The organism is Shewanella sp. SP2S2-6 (genome assembly GCF_031931965.1).
Classification (GTDB): domain Bacteria; phylum Pseudomonadota; class Gammaproteobacteria; order Enterobacterales; family Shewanellaceae; genus Shewanella; species Shewanella baltica.
This window is the reverse complement of sequence record NZ_JAUOEQ010000041.1, coordinates 21,374-40,178: the sequence shown is the minus strand read 5'-3', so window position 1 is coordinate 40,178 and position 18,805 is coordinate 21,374. Positions and strand designations below refer to the sequence as shown.

Here is an 18,805-nt window from a genome sequence, read left to right as displayed (position 1 = left end):
TAACAGGCGTAGCTTTTATGGATGTCAGCTCGACTGATTAAGTCTGCCGTTTGGGCGACAAATGCTTGGAAATGCGCACTCGCCATATGATCATCCAATGCCGCTTGGGATTGCCAAATTTCGTACATCCAGAAGATATTTTCATCATCCAATGAGTGATGCAGCTTGTATTCGATGCAGCCAGCCTCGGTATGCGTGTCCGTCACGAGTTGCTTGAGTATCTTAAATAGCGCGTCGCTTTGGCCTTGATTCGCTATGATTTGGGCAAATACCGTTATTTTCATTGGCTAAAACCTTCCAAAACAATTTTACCTATTGCTTTGCCTGACTCTATCTGAGCGTGAGCCTTGATTAAGTTTTGGGCATTAATGGTGCCGTAGTGCTCACCGAACGTACTCTGTAACTCGCCTGTATCGATAAGGGCACTTAAGCGATTGAGCAAGTGATGCTGGGCTACCATATCCTCGGTTTGATAAAGACTACGGGTAAACATCAGCTCCCAATGTAATGACAGGCTCTTGCGCTTGAGTTTCATCACATCTAATGGGCCTTTAGGATCATCGATTAGCGCCAGTTTCCCTTGTGGCTTAAGCACTTGTACGATCTCATCAAAGTGTTGATCGGTTTGGGTCAGGCTAATCACATGGGTCACATCAGTAATGCCAATATTGGCAAGTTCGCCCGAGAGCGATTTAGTGTGGTCTATGACCGCATCGGCGCCGAGTTTTTGCACCCAAGCGGTGGATTCTGGGCGAGAAGCAGTGCCAATCACCTCTGCCCCTGTGAGTTTTACCGCCAGCTGAGTGATGATAGAGCCAACGCCACCTGCCGCGCCGATAATTAAAATACGGGCGTCAGTTGCCGAACCATCTTGGGGTAGACCTAAGCGGTCGAATAGAATCTCCCATGCTGTAATTCCGGTTAAGGGTAATGCCGCCGCTTGGGCATAAGTTAAACTCTTAGGTTTATGGCCGACAATTCGCTCATCAACCAATTGATATTGGGCATAACTGCCGCTGCGGCTAATATCGCCCGCGTACCACACTTCATCGCCGACGTTGAAAAGACTGACGTTTTCGCCAACTGCTTTGACGACGCCGACGGCATCCCAGCCGATGATCTTATATTCGCCCGCAGGTGCCGAGCTAGATGCGCGGATTTTAGTGTCGACCGGATTGACGGAAATGGCTTTGACTTCCACCAAGAGGTCAAAACCTGTTGCCGTCGGTTCGGCTAACGTGATGTCTTCTAATGCATTGGGTGCTGTGATTGCACCTGCAGTTTGGTAACCAATGGCTTTCATGTCTATTCCTCTGGGTGTACTGGCTGGAGTCGATCTGTTTGAGTGTACTTGTATCGTGTTGCCATTGTGTGGAATATTAGCTAAGAGATAAACAGGGTAAAGTTTGTAATTTTTTCAAAGGATTTTTGATAATCATGTTGATTAATGATTTAGCTTTGTTCGTGCGGGTCGCCGATTGTGGCAATATTTCTGCCGCTGCGGCCGAGATGGATATTTCCGCCGCTTCTGCCAGTGCAGCAATAAAACGGCTTGAAAAACAGCTCGATACTAGCTTATTTATCCGCACTACCCGCAGCTTACGTTTGACTGTGCAAGGTGAGCGTTATCTTATTCATTGTCGACGAGCCTTAAGCGATTTAGCGCTCGGCGAGCAGGCCATCGCCAGTGATAAAGGTAAGATATCCGGCACCTTGAGTCTGTCTGTGTCTTCGGATTTTGGCCGTAATCTGTTTGTGCCTTGGCTCGATGAGTTCTTGCTCGATTTTCCACAACTGCAAGTGCGTTTGCACCTTGGCGACAATATCAGCAGCTTTTATCACGATAAAATTGATGTCGCTGTGCGTTACGGCAAACCGCAGGACTCTAACCAAGTGGCATTTCCGCTCTGTAGTATTGATCGTGTCTTGTGCGCCTCGCCAGAGTATCTGGCCGAGTTTGGTGTGCCGGACTCCTTAGAGCAGCTGATAGATCATAATTGTTTGTTTTATAAGTTAGATGAGCGAACCCATGACCAATGGCAATTTAGGCGCGACGGCCAAGAATATAAAGTGCGTGTCACGGGCAACCGCAGTGCTAACGATGCAGAAATTGCTCGTCGCTGGGCTGTGGCGGGTAAAGGATTGGTCTTTAAGTCGAGTCTAGATCTGGCCGATGATTTAATTTCAGGGCGGTTAGTACGATTGTTGCCTGAGTATCAAGGTGAGCCAGTCGATTTGTACTTAGTGTGCCCAGGACGCGAGCATGTGACGCCTGTCGTCTTATTGCTGCGGGAAATGCTGCGGCAGCGCACACAGGCTTTGAGTAAAAGCTTAGGTAAAATATTGGCAGTAAAAAAATCTTAGGATTTAAGAAACAAAAAAGCCGCATGATGCGGCTTTTTGTAGCGACTCGCTGAGATTAAGACTTAGCGCGTTTCATGGCGGTAAAGAATTCTTCGTTAGTCTTGGTCATAGCCAATTTGTCGATTAAGAATTCCATTGCGCTGACTTCATCCATAGGATTTAAAATCTTACGCAGGATCCACATCTTTTGCAGTTCTTCTTGAGTCGTGAGTTTTTCTTCACGACGCGTACCACTACGGTTGAAATCAATGGCTGGGAACACACGCTTTTCTGCCGCTTTACGTGACAGATGCAGCTCTTGGTTACCTGTACCTTTAAATTCTTCGTAGATCACTTCGTCCATCTTAGAACCAGTATCAACCAAAGCAGTGGCGATAATGGTCAAGCTGCCGCCGTGTTCGATGTTACGTGCCGCACCGAAGAAGCGTTTTGGACGGTGCAGGGCGTTTGCATCCACACCACCGGTTAACACTTTGCCCGATGACGGGATAACAGTGTTATAGGCACGGGCTAGACGAGTAATAGAATCGAGTAGGATAACCACGTCTTTCTTGTGTTCAACCAAGCGTTTGGCTTTTTCAATCACCATTTCGGCAACTTGAACGTGACGGCTGGCTGGCTCATCGAAGGTTGATGCGATTACTTCACCTTTAACGAGGCGTTGCATCTCGGTTACTTCTTCTGGACGTTCGTCGATCAACAATACCATCAACACCACTTCTGGGTTGTTGTAGCTGATGCTTTGAGCAATACCTTGAAGTAATAGCGTTTTACCGGCTTTTGGTGGTGCAACGATCAAACCACGTTGACCTTTACCAATCGGTGAGCATAAATCCAGAATACGTGCGGTAATATCTTCAGTTGAGCCGTTGCCACGCTCCATACGCATACGTTCTTCTGCGTGGAGTGGGGTTAAGTTTTCAAAGAGGATTTTATTACGGGAGTTTTCAGGTTTATCGAAGTTAACTTCGTTGACTTTCAATAGGGCAAAATAACGCTCGCCTTCTTTCGGTGGGCGAATTTTACCAAAAATGGTATCACCCGTTCGCATGTTGAAGCGGCGAATTTGGCTTGGTGAGACATAGATGTCATCTGGACCAGCTAAATAAGAACCGTCTGAGCTGCGTAAGAAGCCGAAACCGTCTTGGAGTATTTCTAATACCCCACCACCGAAAATGTCTTCTCCACTTTTTGCGTGGGCTTTAAGGATTGAGAAAATAATGTCCTGCTTGCGAGCGCGGGCCATATTTTCGAGCTTCATATTTTCAGCTAGCGAGACTAGGTCAGAAATCGGCGTGTCTTTTAATTCAGTTAAGTTCATTTTGGGGGTCTTGTGTTACGCGACAAAGCTTACCGCGATCAATCAGTAAGGATGTAATTCAGGATAGTGATTGACGAGCGAGAAGAGGTTATTAGAAAGAATCTGGTTATTAAAGTAGCACTAACAAAGCGGGGCGTCCAGAAATTTAGGGAAATTCCGGCACAATTAATTTATAGCTTGTGCCGGAGGTCACTCATTACGACATCAAATTAGATTTGCGCGTCGATAAACTCTTTTAATTGCGTTTTTGATAGCGCACCAACTTTAGTTGCGGCTAATTCGCCGTTCTTGAATAACAGTAAAGTTGGGATGCCACGAACGCCATATTTCGCTGGAGAAACATTGTTTTGGTCAACGTTTAATTTAGCGATAGTCACGCGGCCTGCATATTCTTCAGACACATCGTCTAAAATTGGAGCGATCATTTTACAAGGACCACACCACTCGGCCCAGAAGTCTACCAATACTGGCAAATCAGACTTTAATACGTCGTTTTCGAAGCTGTCGTCACTCAGGTATATAATTTTATCGCTCATGATGTTCTCCAGTTTGGGTGCCATTGCTGGTTTGTTAATGGCTTACCATGTATATTGGGGCTGAAAAATAGCTTTTCAAGTTACCTTTTTACAATGTGGCTATTTCAAACGATCGAGTATCTTATTGCAACCTCAACAGGTAAGCTTGCGCTATGAGCGAAACACATCTATCTACCCAAAGGTTTGCCGACCTACCTCTACATCCTGAGGTTAAACAGGCCCTTGCCGAGAATGGCTTCGAATTTTGTACGCCGATCCAGGCGTTATCACTGCCTGTATTACTTCAATCAAAAGATATCGCTGGTCAAGCACAAACGGGCACTGGCAAGACAATGGCCTTTTTGGTCGCCACTTTTAATCACTTATTATCGACTCCCGTACCTGAAGGTCGACTGATTAATCAGCCCCGCGCCATCATTATGGCCCCGACTCGCGAACTGGCGATTCAGATTGCTAAAGATGCGATTTTACTCGCTAAACACACTCACTTAAAGGTGGGTATTGTTTATGGCGGCGAAAGTTACGATGTACAGCGTAAAGTATTAGATCAAGGTGTTGATATCTTGATTGGTACTACGGGTCGAATTATCGACTACGTTCGCCAAGGCATTATCGGTCTGAATTCGATTCAGGCTGTAGTATTAGATGAAGCCGATCGTATGTTCGATCTAGGTTTTATCAAAGATATCCGCTTCTTGTTTAGACGTATGCCTGAGGCAAATCAACGTCTTAATATGCTATTTTCGGCAACCTTGTCGATGAAAGTGCAAGAGCTGGCTTACGATCATATGAACGAGCCAGTTAAAGTCGAAATCGCCCCTGAAGAAAAAACCTCCAAAAACATCAAAGAAGAAATCTTCTATCCTTCGCAAGAAGAGAAGATGCGTTTGCTGTTGACCTTGATTGAAGAAGATTGGCCAGAAAAAGCCATCGTTTTCTCTAACACTAAGCACAGCTGTGAAACGCTTTGGTCTTGGCTTGAAGGTGACGGACATCGCGTGGGTTTGTTAACGGGTGATGTGCCACAGAAAAAACGTATTCGTATCCTTGAGCAGTTTACCTGTGGCCAATTAGATATATTGGTTGCTACCGATGTCGCGGCTCGCGGTTTACATATTTCTGACGTATCACACGTGTATAACTATGATTTACCTGATGATTGTGAGGACTATGTGCACCGAATCGGTCGTACGGGTCGCGCGGGTAATAAGGGCATGTCAATAAGCTTTGCCTGTGAAGAGTACGCGCTAAACTTGCCAGCAATCGAAAGCTATATTAATCATTCGATTCCAGTGAGTAATTACGACAGTGAAGCTTTATTGGCCGATATTCCAACGCCAGCGAAGATCCACCGTAAACACCCGAGCGGCACTCGAAACCTGCGCGATCGTTCTGGGACAAGTCGCCCTGGTGCGCAACGCAGTGGTGCTCGCCCTCCTCGTCATGATAGGACACGTAGACATTCGTAAATGCCAACACCCGCTTATGCCGCTATAACATTAGGCTCAAATAGTTTTAATATGCTGATCGCCAAAACGCGTGGTGGTCAGCCGCATATTATTGCGAAATATAAACGTAAGGTGAGGCTTGCCGAAGGCATAGGCGACGATGGAAACTTAAGCCATGACGTGATGCAGCGCGGCCTCGACTGTTTGAGTATGTTTGCCCAAATGTTGGTGCAACATAAGATTGAAGCACATCATGTGGCTGTTATTGCTACCGCAACACTTCGCAGCATCAGCAATGCCGATGAGTTTAATCGGCGTGCATTGCCACTCCTTGGTCATCCAATTGAAATCATCTCAGGCATGCGTGAAGCTGAGCTTATCTATCAAGGTATGGTGGCAACCACCTGTGGTCAAGGGCGCCGTTTAGTGATAGATATCGGCGGGGCGAGTACTGAGTTTATTATCGGTGATGGGCATCAAGTGTTGTTCAAAACCAGTTTGCCCTTTGGTAGCGTGACTTATAATCGCCAATTTTTTAGTAGCTTACCGCTGCAGCAGTTAGATTTTGATGATGCTAAGCAGCAAGTGCTAACCGCATTAGCTGAGCATAGACAAACCCTACGCGATCTAGGCTGGCATTGTGTTGTTGGCGCCTCTGGCGCGGTGCAATCTGTGGTTGAAGTCCTGCTTCACCGTGGCTTATCTGAAACGATAACACTCGATGTGCTCACTCAGTTGAAGGCTGAAATTCTCGCACAAGAAGACATTGGCTTAACGGGGATCGCTGGGCTTTGTAGCGAGCGGGCACCGACTTTTGCAGCGGGTGTCGCTATTTTGTTGGCTTTGTTTGAGTTGCTGGGGATAGAGCATTTAGCCTTATCTGGTGGCGCATTACGTGAAGGCGTTTTAGTGATGTTAGCTCAGCGAATTATTGACGAAGCGAGCTAATCTTTCTCTGAACGGATAAAAACCAAAGGCCGCTATGCGGCCTTTGTTGTTTGTACTGCGTCGATTATTTCAATAAATCGGCGAGATCTTTTTCTAAGGAAACGGTTGGGCGCTCTACGATACGGCCAACTTCTTTACCTTGCTGCAGCACAATAAAGGTTGGAATACGGGTAAAGTCGTATTTGGCAGCTAAGCCTTCGGGATCTGTCTTCGTCCGGTCGACGCCAATATAGGTCACTTTGATATTGGGATTGGCGACTTCTTCCATGATACGGATAAAGCGCGGTGTTTCACGGTGACAATCTGGACACCAAGTACCAATGATCACAATAATTTCAGTTGGTTCGGTGACGCTTTTAAGCGGGGTGATTGCCGCAGTGTCAACTTGGTAGGATTTATATCCTTCGGCAAACTCATTGAGATCTGTGACTAAATGTTGTGCTTCGACTATGCCAGTTAAAATCACTTCTTGTTTCTCCTCGCTGCAGGTCGCAATTAAGCCCTGTTGTTGTTCTTCAAATCCACAGCCACCATTGGCTAGTACCTGACAACTAAAAAATAAGGCGGTAGTGGCTAGGAATGCCTTAACGTTATTGTGCATGATGCGCCCTCGAAATCGAAGAGAAAGAATGAAGCTTGATTCAAACATTATTCTCGATGCGATTAAAGCGGATCATTGATTTGCTGCAAGCTAGATCACGCATTGCTAATATCTATAAGCTTAACGATCACAGGATTGCATGGTTTGCGGAGTTAAGACATTGAAAAAGCACATCCCCGAATTGCGATTCGGGGACTGAGCGTATTGAAATAATAAGCTAAATGGCTCGATTACTGGGCGAGAATTTTTTCTAGAATAGGCTTATTAGCGTCGGGGAAGTCGTAATTAACTAAGTCGGCTTTAGTGACCCAAGCGATAAGCTGACCTTCGAGGCCTTGAGCTGTACCATTAAATTCCGTGACTGAATGGATATCAAGTAGCACTTGTTTATCGGGATAATCGAAACTCAGCGCCATAAATGGCTGACTATCGGTGACATCGAGTGCAACTTCCTCTTTGAGTTCACGGATCAGCGCTTGAGTGACCGTTTCGCCCGCCTCAACTTTGCCGCCAGGAAATTCCCATTTCCCACCTTGATGTAAATGGTCTGGGCGTTTTGCCAACAGAATGTCACCGGCCGAGTTAGTAATAATGCCGACGGCAACATGGATGCGTTTAGTCATAATATTTATCTATTGAGTAGAGAGTTGGGCAAATTAATCGCTGTGATGGCGTAAGCTGAGCGGTTAGCGCTTCGGATTATTCTTTAAAAAAGTCGCCTTCATCGAGATCAAATTCATCAAATGCTTCGGGATCAAATTCGGCCTTCACTGGGATGACATGCTTTTCTGACGCCCAATCGCCGAGGTCGATGAGCTTACAGCGCTCGCTGCAAAAAGGTTTAAATGCAGATTGTGGCACCCACTCGACAGGGGCTTTGCAGATAGGGCAGTTAACGGTCAATGGCATAATTGTTCTCTTGGTTAACGGCGATACAGCGGCCGCCAATACTAATGTCTTTCAGGCCATTAGTGTAAATGCTTCATGCACAGGTAGCTAGTAAGAAATCAATCGAACGGTCGGAGTGGCGTTGTTGTTCAAACTGCACAAAATGGATTGCAAAACGGTTTTTATGGCCGCTAATCGTAGGATAACACCCGTGGGAGGCATCGACTTTGACTCGCACCAAAGCAAGTGCTTGAGCACTGTCGCCTTGATAAAAACCTGCATGGGCAACGGCATTGTCGTAATGGGCTGTGCTGCGGGTGAGTTGAAGCAATAGGGTGATGGGGGTGAGCAAAGGTTCGAAGTGTGCTATCCAAGAGCGGTAGTCTTGTTGTTTTTCTTCCCAAGGTTTAGCTAGCCAATAATGTAGTTGCGGCAGATCGAAGTTACAGCAGGCGCCCGGCATGCCAAAGCGTTGTCGTAGCGCAGAAATAAATCTGTCTTGTTTTAGTTGGCTGCCGAAGCGTTCTGGTTTTTGCAACGGTTCGCGGGCTTGGGTGAGGGCGTTTATATAAAGGTCGATTTGCTGGTGGTCGACGTGATCTAATTCTTGCCATTTGCTGAGTTGCAGCAAGTGCCGTTCAATGTCTTTTAATACTTCATTACGATAATCACAGCGTTCGGACAATTCACAGAGGGAAAACAGCGGATAAAAACATCTATGTTGGTGGTCATGATTTAGGTTACTTTGCAGCTGTTTATCGAGGTATTCGAGCCGCAAGTAGCTGCGAATTTTCTCGTTTAGGGGCTGTTCGTAAACTAATTCAGTCATGGGCGTTATCAGTACCAGAAAGTTGTAAATATCGCTGGTGCAATGCTAGCACCTCTCGTTTTAAGGTTGATATCTCTCCTTGATTATCAATAATGTCGTCGGCTCTGGCGAGTTTTTCGCTGCGACTACATTGGCTACTAATGATGTTATTAACTTGAGATGCATCAACATTGTCACGTTTTACGGTGCGATTTATTTGCAACTCAGGCGAAATATCCACCACTAAAGTCCGATTGACTAACCTATCTAACCCGTTCTCAAATAGCAAGGGCACGACCATAATTACATAGGCAGAGGTCGCTTTTTCTACCTGCGCTAGCATTTCTTGGCGGATCATGGGGTGTAATAGTTGGTTTAGCCATTCGCGCTCTTCAGGATGGCTAAATATCCGCTGCCGCAATTTGGCGCGATCGAGTTCACCCTCTGGTGTTAATATCTCAGCACCAAAATGAGTTACGATCGCTTCCAGTCCTTTTGAACCCGGAGCGACAACTTCGCGGGCAACGATATCGGCGTCGACTAAGGCAACCCCTTCGGCGGCGAACAAATTGGCAACAGTCGTTTTACCGCTGCCGATGCCGCCTGTAAGGCCAACGACAAATTTGGACATAAAACTCTCTTAAAAGCTATGAAGGGCGCTACGCTGCTAGGACGGACTTCGTCCTTACAGTCTACGGAACGGGCTTCGCCCTTACGGTAAGCGAAGCGTTCAGTGAGTGAGCTTGCGAACGTTCCGTTATCCTTAAGTGAAGCTTGTTCTATAACGTACTTAAGTACCAATCCACTATAGGTTGACCCCATATTAGGGCTATCCAGCCAGCTGCGGCAATATAGGGGCCAAATGGGATTGGATTCCCTTGTTTCAGGCGTTTACTGACAATCATAGTGATGCCAACGACTGCGCCAACGAGGGACGAAAGTAAAATCACCAGCGGCAGCATTTGCCAGCCAAGCCAAGCACCGAACACGGCGAGTAATTTAAAGTCGCCATAACCCATGCCTTCTTTACCTGTGAGGATTTTAAACAACCAGAAAATGGACCATAGACTCAAATAGCCTGCCGCCGCGCCGATAATGGCATCGGTTGGGCTCGCAAAGGTATGATTTAGATTGATTATCAAGCCGAGCCAAAGCAACGGTAGCGTCATTTGGTCGGGGAGCAACATCTCATCAAGATCGATACCTGTCAGTGCTACAAGCACAAAGGTGAGTATGCTCGCAAAAACAAACTGCCAGCTTGGACCAAAATGCCAAGCTAAAGTCGCGATAAGTAGCCCTGTGACGAATTCAATAATGGGGTAGCGGGCAGAAATAGGGGCGTGACAAGCGGCGCATTTTCCCTTGAGCATTAACCAGCCTAATAGGGGTAAATTATGCCAAGGTTTAATCGACGTTTTGCACTTAGGGCAGGCTGAGCCTGGGACAACAAGATTATACTTTTCAGGGAAGTCATCAATAGGTTTATTGAGTTGGTCTATCCCTATTTTTTTGACTGTGTCTTCGTGGTATTCCTGCAAATACTGATTACATTCTTGCTGCCACTCCCGTTTCATCATCACAGGAAATCTGTGGATCACCACGTTTAAAAAACTACCAATGGTAGCGGCAAAAATAAAGCTTAGAGCAATAAAGATATAAGGGTGCTGGCCCAAAAGGGAGATGAATTCTGACATTTAATGTTCTTATTTATATTTGAGGGTTAGATATAATACAATACTAGCCGCTAACAATTTTACCCATTTGGAAGATAGGCAAGTACATAGCAACAATTAGACCACCAACTACAGTACCGATGACCACCATCATAATCGGTTCTATCAGGCTTGATAAGCCATCAACCGCATCATCTACTTGCATTTCGTAGATAGTTGATACTTTATTGAGCATGTTATCTAGTGAGCCGGATTCTTCGCCTATCATCACCATTTGCACTAACATGTCGGGGAAAAGCCCTGTGGTTTGCATAGCCACATTCATCTGCATCCCTGCCATCACTTCTTGACGGATTTTTAAAATGGCTTTGCGGTATACCGCATTACCCGATGCGCCAGCGGCGGATTCTAGACCATCAATTAACGGCACGCCCGCGGCGAAAGTAGTTGCTAAAGTGCGGGCGAATCGTGCCATGGCACCTTTATGTAAAATCGGCCCAATGGCTGGGATTTTAAGTACAGCTTCATCGACTCTATCTCTTACTATTTGTGAGTTTCGGTGCGCCCGAACAAACAAAAATACTCCGCCGATAATGGCGGCTAAAAAGATATACCAAGAGGATTGTAAGCCGCGGGAAATATGCAGCACCAGTTGGGTAAAGGCGGGCAGTTCAGCGCCGAACCCCTTAAAAATCTCCTCAAATTGAGGCACCACAAACAATAATAATAATGAGGTGACTAAGATTGCGACTATGACAACTGCAGCAGGGTAGAACATAGCCTTCTTAATTTTGGATTTCAGTGCTTCTGATTTTTCTCTGTAGGTAGCTACGCGATCAAAAACCAAGTCTAGTGAACCTGAATGTTCACCGGCTGCAACTAGGTCAACATAAAGTTCATCGAAGTAACGTCTATGGGGGCGCATAGCATCGGATAAAGGAATACCCGATTGAATTTCGCTGAGGATATTTCCTAATAGTTCTCGCATCTTAGCTTTTTCGTGACCACGGCCGAGTAGTTCAATTGTGGTGACTAAAGGTACGCCCGCTGCTAGCATAGTCGCGACTTGGCGAGTCATTACAGCAATATCCATGGGGGTGATTTTGGCATCACCTAACTTAAATAGCGCAGAAGACTGTTTACGTACGCTCTTTGGATTTACGCCTTGGGATTTCAATTGGCTACGGATTTCAGCGGCGGTTGCGCCTCTAAGCTCACCAGCGGTTTTCTTGCCGTCGCGGTTAACCCCTTTCCATTCGAAGGTATAGATTTTAGGTTGGCTCTTTTGCTCGGCTTTCTTGGTGCGAGGCTTTCTTGTTGTCGTTGCCGTAGCCATAGATGATTCCTGTAAATAATTCGTTCTAGATTTTTAGTTAATTGAACGCTGTGCTTGTGAAATAGTTTGGACTCTAAGATTCAAATATGCGAGTAATGATGCGCTATTACCTGAATTTTAGACGTAACTTTAGATATAAAGATTGGATTTAGCCAAAACTTGTGACGCGATTGACTTCTGCAATGCTGGTAACGCCATGAATTACTTTTAATAACCCAGATTGACGTAAATCACGCATTCCTTGCGCTTTAGCCTGTGAAGCGATTTGTAATGAGTTACCGCCTTCCATGATAGTACGGGCTATCTCATCGGACATCTTCATCACTTCGTAAATACCAACTCGTCCCTTGTAGCCGCCGGAGCAATGCTCGCAGCCCACAGGTTTAAAGGTAGTAAAGCCTTGGGTAATTTGTGTTTGGGTAAAACCTAGGCGCAGTAATTCATGCTCAGGTATCACTTCTGCTTGCTTACATTCGGGGCAGAGACGACGGGCTAAGCGTTGGGCAATAATCAGGTTTACTGAACTAGCGATATTGTAGCCAGGAACCCCCATGTTGATTAAACGGGTCAAGGTTTCTGCTGCCGAGTTCGTGTGTAGGGTCGATAATACTAAGTGACCCGTTTGTGCCGCTTTAATGGCTATCTCGGCGGTTTCAAGATCGCGAATTTCACCCACCATCACCACATCGGGGTCTTGACGTAGAAATGAGCGTAAAGCAGACGCGAAAGTGAGGCCTGCCTTTAAATTAATGTGAACTTGGTTTACACCCTCAAGATTAATCTCAACCGGATCTTCGGCGGTAGAAATATTACGCTCTTCAGTATTGAGAATATTTAACCCTGTGTAGAGGGAGACTGTTTTTCCTGAGCCTGTTGGGCCGGTCACTAAAATCATCCCTTGGGGTTTTGCCAACATCTCAAGATAGAGTTTTTCTTGGTCAGGCTCGTAGCCGAGCTTTTCAATGCCTAATTGTGCTGAGGATGAGTCCAAAATCCGCATCACAATTTTTTCGCCCCACAGGGTCGGTAAAGTGCTTACCCGAAAGTCGATGGACTTAGTGCGGGAAAGCTTCATCTTTATTCGGCCGTCTTGCGGTACGCGGCGTTCGGCTATATCAAGTTTCGACATTACTTTTAGGCGCGCAGATAAACGACCTGCAAGGCTTATAGGGGGTTCAGAGACTTCGTGTAAAATACCGTCGATGCGAAAACGAATGCGGTAGCGCTTCTCATAGGGTTCAAAGTGTAAATCTGAGGCGCCTTTACGGATAGCATCGGTTAGAATTTTGTTAATATAAATAACAATAGGTGCGTCGTCACTGGCTTCACCTGCGGGTTCAGCGCTGCGATTACTGGTATCGGTAACTTCTATTGCTGCGAGTGCCGCTTCATCCATACCGCCTAAATCGAGACCACTGATATCTTCTTCGAGAATTTTTTCTAGTGCTTTTGCCAGCTTATCTTCTTCAACAAGAATGGCTTCGGCGTGCAGGCCTGCACTAAATTGGAAATCTTCGAGGGCGGCAATATTGGTCGGATCGGATGTGCCAATATAGAGGCGATTCCCACGTTTGAATAAGGGTAAGCAGCGGTGCTTTTCAATGAGTTTTTTATTAAGAAAGTCTTCTGGTATGGAAGCAAGATCAAACTCATTGAGATCGAGTAGTGGTGTACCGTATTCCTCATAGCAAAGCTCGGCAATAGCGCGAGCAGACACCAGTTTACTCTGTACTAAAGTAGTAACAAGGGCGTGTTTATTTTGACGGGATTTTGTTATGGCATTTGCCATCTGCTCTTCATTTAGGATGCCCTTACGAATAAAGAGAGTTGATAAACCTAAATGAAGACCTGAAGTTGGCATTCCTGCTTAATTCTCATTATTTGAGTTTAAATGTAAGAGGTTAAAAATAAACCTCTTACATTATATTAATTTATTAAAATTTTTGACTGCGCAATAACGCTGTTAGGTAGTTGGTAGACCTGCACCTTTTTTGCAAAGTACTAGATCTTCAGCTTTACCACCAGTGACACCTGTCATTGCATATGTTACACCACCAGTTGGTGTAAACGTTGCTGTTAGAACACATTTTGATTCAGTCCATACAAGTGATAAGTTGTTTGCAGGATCTTGTGCGTATGTATTTCCTGCTCCTGTCGTAAACTTTTTATTTGCACCAATTTCTGCAGCTATCGTGTCACATCCAATGCCTGTTTGAACACAGGTTTGAATTTTAGTTGAAAAAGAGGTGATCCCTTTCATTGCCGCGCCACCTTGAGCTGATGTTACGTAATCCTTATACGCTGGTAGTGCTACAGCTGCCAAAATACCGATAATGGCGACAACGATCATCAGTTCGATCAGAGTAAAACCCTGAGCTTTTTTATTTAATGCTTTGTTTAATCTTTTGTTTAAATGCATGGCCTTCATTTTTCTCTCCAGCTAACTATTTAGTGACTTACTGTGGTTGAATAGAGCGTTTAACCTAACCGCTGTTTTACCCTATAAATTGTTTTATCTCATCAAACTTTATTACTCATTTATGTCAATAAAATCATTTATATGATCTATGTAACATTAACAGTACACCGATGATCTTGAATGACCCATGTGTAATGACTCATGCTGATTTATTCAAAGCCACTTACTGAGTGAATGTCTGTTTGAATAAATCCTTTCGGTAACCGCACCTTAGGCTAATGTCCCTCAAAATGTGCTCCTGAAACGCAAATTAGAGTATTTTGACAGACATTCCAGTGCTGACCTTAGGTGAGGTTGACCAAACGGCCATCTCGCCTTTGTAAAAGTTAGTACAAAGTTGCATAAAATGAAACAACTTTTACTCATAAAGTACTAATAAAATGATTCATTTGTCTAAGAAATAGGAGATTAAACACATTGTGTTATAACAAAATTTTGACAATGTCAGTTTGATTGACTGGTATTAGCGCTAGAGTCAAGGTGATGGCGGATTTTCGATTGATTTTTGAAGGAGTTTAGCCATTGCTGATATTCGTATCATAAGGGCAAAACGCTTTGCTTTTTGAGTCTAGTACATGCAAAGCGTTTTGTGATTTAACAAATGTTACGGTTTACTTTAAGTCGGTTTTAAGCTTTCAATCTAAGCGATAAGTCTAGTGCGCGAACATGCTTAGTGAGTGCACCAACTGAGATATAGTCGACACCAGTTTTAGCAAATTCGGCTAAAGTGTCTAAGGTGACATTGCCGGAGACTTCAAGCTTAGCGCCTTTTGCTTTGTCTTTAGCTCGATATTGATTATTCATCTCTACGGCTTCGACCATCATAGTGATATCGAAGTTATCTAACATGATTATATCTGTGCCAGAGTCGAGTGCTAAGGCGAGTTCTTCGAGTGATTCCACTTCGACTTCAACGGGCTTGTTTGGGTACAAGCTGCGGGCGGTATCTACGGCTTGGCGAATACCGCCACAGGCCATAATGTGGTTTTCTTTAATCAAAAATGCATCATATAAGCCAATGCGGTGGTTTTTGCCGCCGCCGCAGGTGACGGCATATTTCTGGGCAGTGCGCAGACCTGGAATGGTTTTGCGAGTATCTAATAGGCGAGTGTGCGTGCCCACTAGTTTATCGACATAATGCTTAGTTAAGGTCGCAACGCCAGACAGGGTTTGGATGAAATTCATTGCTGTGCGTTCGCCAGTGAGAATAGCGCGCGCTGGCCCTGAGAGTTCACACAGTAACTGGTTGGGTAATACCAAATCGCCATCATCCACATGCCAATGCAGTGCGACTTCCCCACCGAGTTGATTAAAAACCTGCTCTGCCCATGCTTTTCCACAAAAAACGCCTTCTTCACGGGTAATAAGGGTGGCTTCAGCGTACTTATCAGCAGGGATCAACATTGCTGTGATATCACCATAAGCAATAGCCTTGGTTTGATCGTTGATTTCGGTGCCACCTAAGTCTTCACTGAGGGCGGATTTTACTGATTGGCGAATATCGTTTTCTAACATGAGCGGGGTCCTTGCATTCTTTAATTACTGACGACCTACTTGCATCTTAGGTTAAGATTACCACGGCCTTAGGTCTCACGGAACAGCTTGGAAGATTGTGCGGCAGGACTCAGCCTCTGGCTTATTTAAGTTGGGAGTGAATGGCTTGCTCCATGATCTCAATATTAAAAGATGATGAAGTCAGTCAGTTCCGTGTGCTGGGTTTCTTCTTTGCTTGGCTGAATACTGTTAGAGTAACTCAGTTTATGTGGCATAAGAGGATAAGCTCATAATGCGGTTTGATTCGGGTTGGTGTGAGGGTGCAAGGCGTTGTGAGTCACCACATTTTAATCAACGTCCCTTGGGTGAAGTGAGTTTGTTGGTGATCCACAATATTAGCCTGCCAGCAGGTTGCTTTGGATTACCCTATATTGATCAATTATTTCAAGGGTGTTTAGATACCAATGCGGATGCCAGTTTTGCACAGTTGCAGGGCTTGGAAGTCTCGGCGCACTTTTTGATCCGCCGCAATGGTGAGCGTGTGCAGTACGTGAGTTGTAACGATAGGGCTTGGCATGCTGGGGTGTCTCGTTATGGCGAGAGGGAAAATTGTAATGATTTCTCTATTGGTATTGAGCTGGAAGGCACAGATACTGAGCCTTACACGCCTGAGCAATATCAGTCACTGACAGCGTTGACGCAAGCACTGTTGGCTGAGTATCCATCGCTGAGTACCGAACGAATTGTGGGTCATTGTGATATTGCGCCAATGCGCAAAACAGACCCCGGGCAAAGTTTTGATTGGGAAAGATATTTAGGGAAGCTAAAGGAATATACTCAGGCGTTGCGCTCTTAGGTTTTTGGATTTTAGACGTATTTCACTCAAACCTAGACTATTTATGGACAAATTATAGAGGTACAGCCCATGGCATTATTTTCACTCTTGGTCGCCATTTTAGTGGAGCGACTTAAATTTCTTCCTTCATCATGGCAATTTGATCGTTTACTGCAATCCTACCAAACGACGTTTTTTGGTGATAAAGCCTCACTGACGAGCGTTATGATGGCGCTGGCGTTAGTGCTGCCAGCCCTGTTGGTGTATGTGTTGTCTTGGTTAGTGGCGGGGATGTTTTGGGGCTTATTAAGTTTAGCGCTATGGATTGTCGTAGCGGTGGTTTGTTTTAACCATCAGAAACAGCGTGATATTTTCAAGAAATATATGCAAGCGGCTTGTCGTTCTGACGTCCAAGCTTGTTACCATTATGCCGCCGAGCTCGATTGTAGCGAGTGTTTGGATGCGGTATCCGAGAAAGACCTTGGCGCTAAAGTGGGTCAAAGTGTCGCTTGGATTAACTATCGTTATTACGGCGCCGTTGCTTTGTTCTTCATTTTTCTGGGGCCAGTCGGTGCTGTGTTGTATTGCACAGTGCGTTTTTATGCCGAAGAAAATGCCCGTAAATCCCTTGAACTGCCATTAGTCAACGAAGTGATTAGCGTTTTGGATTGGTTACCTAGCCGCATTTTTGCCTTTGGTTATGCGTTAAGTGGCCAATTTAGCGAAGGGTTAGCCGCGTGGCGTCTTCATGGTTTGACCCTAAATGCGAGTGCTCGCACTGTGGTTGCTGAGACGGCTTTGGCAGCGCAACCTTTACCTGAGGTCGCAAGTGCACCTATATGTGTACAATCAACCTTAGCATTATTAGTGCTCAGTAAACGTAACTTTACACTTATTGTTGCAATACTTTCATTACTGACTATTTTTGGATTGGTGAGTTGAAAGAAGGACGCTTCGCAGCGAGAATCGAGAACGCTTCGCTGCTAGGGCGTCGCTACGCTCCTTCTAGAATCTAGAATCTAGAATCTATCTGCTGCGCTTTTGCAGCGCCTAGTAGGGCGAAGCCCGTGCTTTTGTCAAATGGTCTGACCCCATAGACATTTTTTTCCGCTATGCTCTCTCTTCGTGAGTGCTTTCGATCGAGATCGCTTTTAAGGAGTGATCTTCAATCTGGACATCAAAACGCTGATTTGATAAAGTGCGCTCACTCAAAAAAATTGGTAAGACCAATTTACAACGGAGCTGAGCGCCTGATGGCCTATAGTAAAATTAATCAGCCAAAAATTTCTGATGTGATTATGGCTCAATTAGAGCAGATGATCTTAGAGGGCAGTTTGCAGCCCGGTCAGAAGTTACCGCCTGAACGCGAACTGGCGATCCAGTTTGAAGTGTCTCGACCTTCTTTGCGTGAAGCTATCCAAAAGCTTGAGGCAAAAGGACTGTTAATGCGCCGCCAAGGCGGTGGTACTTATGTCAAAGAGCAACTCTGGCAGAGCCTTGCCGATCCTATCGTTGAACTTATGAATTCTGATCCAGAGAGTCAATACGACTTGCTGGAGTTCCGTCATGCTACCGAAGGCATGATGGCTTATTTTGCGGCGCTGCGTGGTACTGACGCAGATATGCAAAATATCAAACGTATGATCCTCGAGGTGGAAGCCGCCACAGATATCGAAAAACAAGCCGCCGCCATTGTGCGTTTTTATCGTGCCGTTGCCGAAGCGTCACATAACGTGGCTATGTTACACCTCGTTCTCAGTTTAACCCCTGTGCTGCATCAAAATGTGGCGCAAAACTTGGAGCTTTTAAGCCGCCGCGAAGAAGCTTCTACTATGGCTAACGATCACAGACGGGCCTTGCTCGCTGCCATCGTTCGTCGTGATCCCGAAGCCGCCAGAGAAGCCTCGAATGAACACTTAAGTTACATCGAAGAGGTGATGTTATCTGTGCGGGAAGAAGATAGCCGGTTGCAGCGAAGCTTGCGCCGTTTAAAGAGTGGCGCTTAAGTTCTGTAGTTTAGCTGCCTGCTAAATCGGAATATGCCGCAAACACCATTCATTATCATGTATATAGA

Annotated in this window: 20 protein-coding genes; 6 read left to right on the top strand and 14 right to left on the bottom strand. The window is 45.4% G+C overall.

What is annotated here, in order from left to right; genetic code table 11:
- A partial coding sequence (locus Q4Q57_RS19415; protein ID WP_311891769.1) for a putative quinol monooxygenase occupies positions 1–284 on the bottom strand: 284 nt, incomplete at its 3' end.
- Positions 281–1,303, bottom strand: a complete 1,023-nt coding sequence (locus Q4Q57_RS19410) for a zinc-binding alcohol dehydrogenase family protein (RefSeq protein ID WP_311891768.1) — start codon at positions 1,301–1,303, stop codon at positions 281–283. The genes Q4Q57_RS19410 and Q4Q57_RS19415, both read right to left, overlap by 4 nt.
- 134 nt (positions 1,304–1,437) lie before the next feature.
- Here Q4Q57_RS19410 and Q4Q57_RS19405 point away from each other — a divergent pair, with 134 nt between their 5' ends.
- Positions 1,438–2,364 (top strand): LysR family transcriptional regulator, encoded by a 927-nt coding sequence (locus tag Q4Q57_RS19405; RefSeq protein ID WP_311891767.1) that lies wholly within the window; start codon positions 1,438–1,440, stop codon positions 2,362–2,364.
- A 55-nt stretch (positions 2,365–2,419) separates the two neighbouring features.
- Here the strand turns inward: Q4Q57_RS19405 and rho are convergent, their stop codons facing one another.
- Positions 2,420–3,685: a transcription termination factor Rho gene (rho, locus tag Q4Q57_RS19400; RefSeq protein WP_006083361.1), complete on the bottom strand. Its 1,266-nt coding sequence runs from the start codon at positions 3,683–3,685 to the stop codon at positions 2,420–2,422.
- Between the two features lie 209 nt (positions 3,686–3,894).
- A complete protein-coding gene (gene trxA, locus Q4Q57_RS19395; protein WP_006083360.1) occupies positions 3,895–4,221 on the bottom strand; it encodes a thioredoxin TrxA in 327 nt (108 codons plus the stop codon).
- Positions 4,222–4,373: 152 nt separating this feature from the next.
- Between trxA and rhlB the strand changes: the two genes are divergently transcribed.
- Together rhlB and Q4Q57_RS19385 are read left to right on the top strand one after the other, a co-directional pair.
- Positions 4,374–5,690, top strand: a complete 1,317-nt coding sequence (rhlB, locus tag Q4Q57_RS19390) for an ATP-dependent RNA helicase RhlB (RefSeq protein WP_311891766.1) — start codon at positions 4,374–4,376, stop codon at positions 5,688–5,690.
- Entirely contained in the window at positions 5,691–6,617 is a 927-nt protein-coding gene (locus Q4Q57_RS19385) for an exopolyphosphatase (protein WP_311891765.1), read from the top strand.
- A gap of 64 nt (positions 6,618–6,681) precedes the next feature.
- On the opposite strand, the gene Q4Q57_RS19380 is transcribed toward Q4Q57_RS19385, so the two are convergent.
- The 10 genes from Q4Q57_RS19380 to nadC form a co-directional block, all read right to left on the bottom strand.
- On the bottom strand, positions 6,682–7,218 hold the full coding sequence (locus Q4Q57_RS19380; protein ID WP_311891764.1) for a thioredoxin family protein: 537 nt from the start codon (positions 7,216–7,218) through the stop codon (positions 6,682–6,684).
- Positions 7,219–7,448: 230 nt separating this feature from the next.
- On the bottom strand, positions 7,449–7,841 hold the full coding sequence (gene mutT, locus Q4Q57_RS19375; protein ID WP_220591293.1) for an 8-oxo-dGTP diphosphatase MutT: 393 nt from the start codon (positions 7,839–7,841) through the stop codon (positions 7,449–7,451).
- A 76-nt stretch (positions 7,842–7,917) separates the two neighbouring features.
- Complete coding sequence (gene yacG, locus Q4Q57_RS19370; protein ID WP_006083355.1) at positions 7,918–8,127, bottom strand: DNA gyrase inhibitor YacG; 210 nt, start codon at positions 8,125–8,127, stop codon at positions 7,918–7,920.
- 73 nt (positions 8,128–8,200) lie between these two features.
- The gene (gene zapD, locus Q4Q57_RS19365) at positions 8,201–8,935 is read right to left on the bottom strand and encodes a cell division protein ZapD (protein ID WP_012090388.1); all 735 of its coding nucleotides are present in this window, start codon (positions 8,933–8,935) and stop codon (positions 8,201–8,203) included.
- A complete protein-coding gene (coaE, locus tag Q4Q57_RS19360) occupies positions 8,928–9,545 on the bottom strand; it encodes a dephospho-CoA kinase (protein WP_012588715.1) in 618 nt (205 codons plus the stop codon). The genes zapD and coaE overlap by 8 nt, the downstream gene beginning before the upstream one ends.
- Before the next feature lie 148 nt (positions 9,546–9,693).
- Positions 9,694–10,608, bottom strand: a complete 915-nt coding sequence (locus Q4Q57_RS19355; RefSeq protein ID WP_311891763.1) for an A24 family peptidase — start codon at positions 10,606–10,608, stop codon at positions 9,694–9,696.
- Positions 10,609–10,651: 43 nt separating this feature from the next.
- A complete protein-coding gene (locus tag Q4Q57_RS19350; RefSeq protein WP_311891762.1) occupies positions 10,652–11,923 on the bottom strand; it encodes a type II secretion system F family protein in 1,272 nt (423 codons plus the stop codon).
- A 148-nt stretch (positions 11,924–12,071) separates the two neighbouring features.
- Entirely contained in the window at positions 12,072–13,784 is a 1,713-nt protein-coding gene (gene pilB, locus Q4Q57_RS19345; RefSeq protein WP_311891761.1) for a type IV-A pilus assembly ATPase PilB, read from the bottom strand.
- A 102-nt stretch (positions 13,785–13,886) separates the two neighbouring features.
- Positions 13,887–14,351, bottom strand: a complete 465-nt coding sequence (locus tag Q4Q57_RS19340; RefSeq protein WP_311891760.1) for a prepilin-type N-terminal cleavage/methylation domain-containing protein — start codon at positions 14,349–14,351, stop codon at positions 13,887–13,889.
- A gap of 678 nt (positions 14,352–15,029) precedes the next feature.
- On the bottom strand, positions 15,030–15,917 hold the full coding sequence (gene nadC / locus Q4Q57_RS19335; RefSeq protein WP_311891759.1) for a carboxylating nicotinate-nucleotide diphosphorylase: 888 nt from the start codon (positions 15,915–15,917) through the stop codon (positions 15,030–15,032).
- A gap of 271 nt (positions 15,918–16,188) precedes the next feature.
- Between nadC and ampD the strand changes: the two genes are divergently transcribed.
- From ampD to pdhR, 3 genes are all read left to right on the top strand, one after another.
- The gene (ampD, locus tag Q4Q57_RS19330) at positions 16,189–16,752 is read left to right on the top strand and encodes a 1,6-anhydro-N-acetylmuramyl-L-alanine amidase AmpD (RefSeq protein ID WP_311891758.1); all 564 of its coding nucleotides are present in this window, start codon (positions 16,189–16,191) and stop codon (positions 16,750–16,752) included.
- A 69-nt stretch (positions 16,753–16,821) separates the two neighbouring features.
- Positions 16,822–17,673 carry a beta-lactamase regulator AmpE gene (gene ampE, locus Q4Q57_RS19325; RefSeq protein WP_311891757.1) on the top strand — a complete coding sequence of 284 codons (852 nt, stop codon included), beginning with the start codon at positions 16,822–16,824 and terminating at the stop codon, positions 17,671–17,673.
- A gap of 311 nt (positions 17,674–17,984) precedes the next feature.
- The gene (gene pdhR / locus Q4Q57_RS19320) at positions 17,985–18,737 is read left to right on the top strand and encodes a pyruvate dehydrogenase complex transcriptional repressor PdhR (protein WP_006083345.1); all 753 of its coding nucleotides are present in this window, start codon (positions 17,985–17,987) and stop codon (positions 18,735–18,737) included.
- The last annotated feature ends 68 nt before the right edge of the window (positions 18,738–18,805 follow it).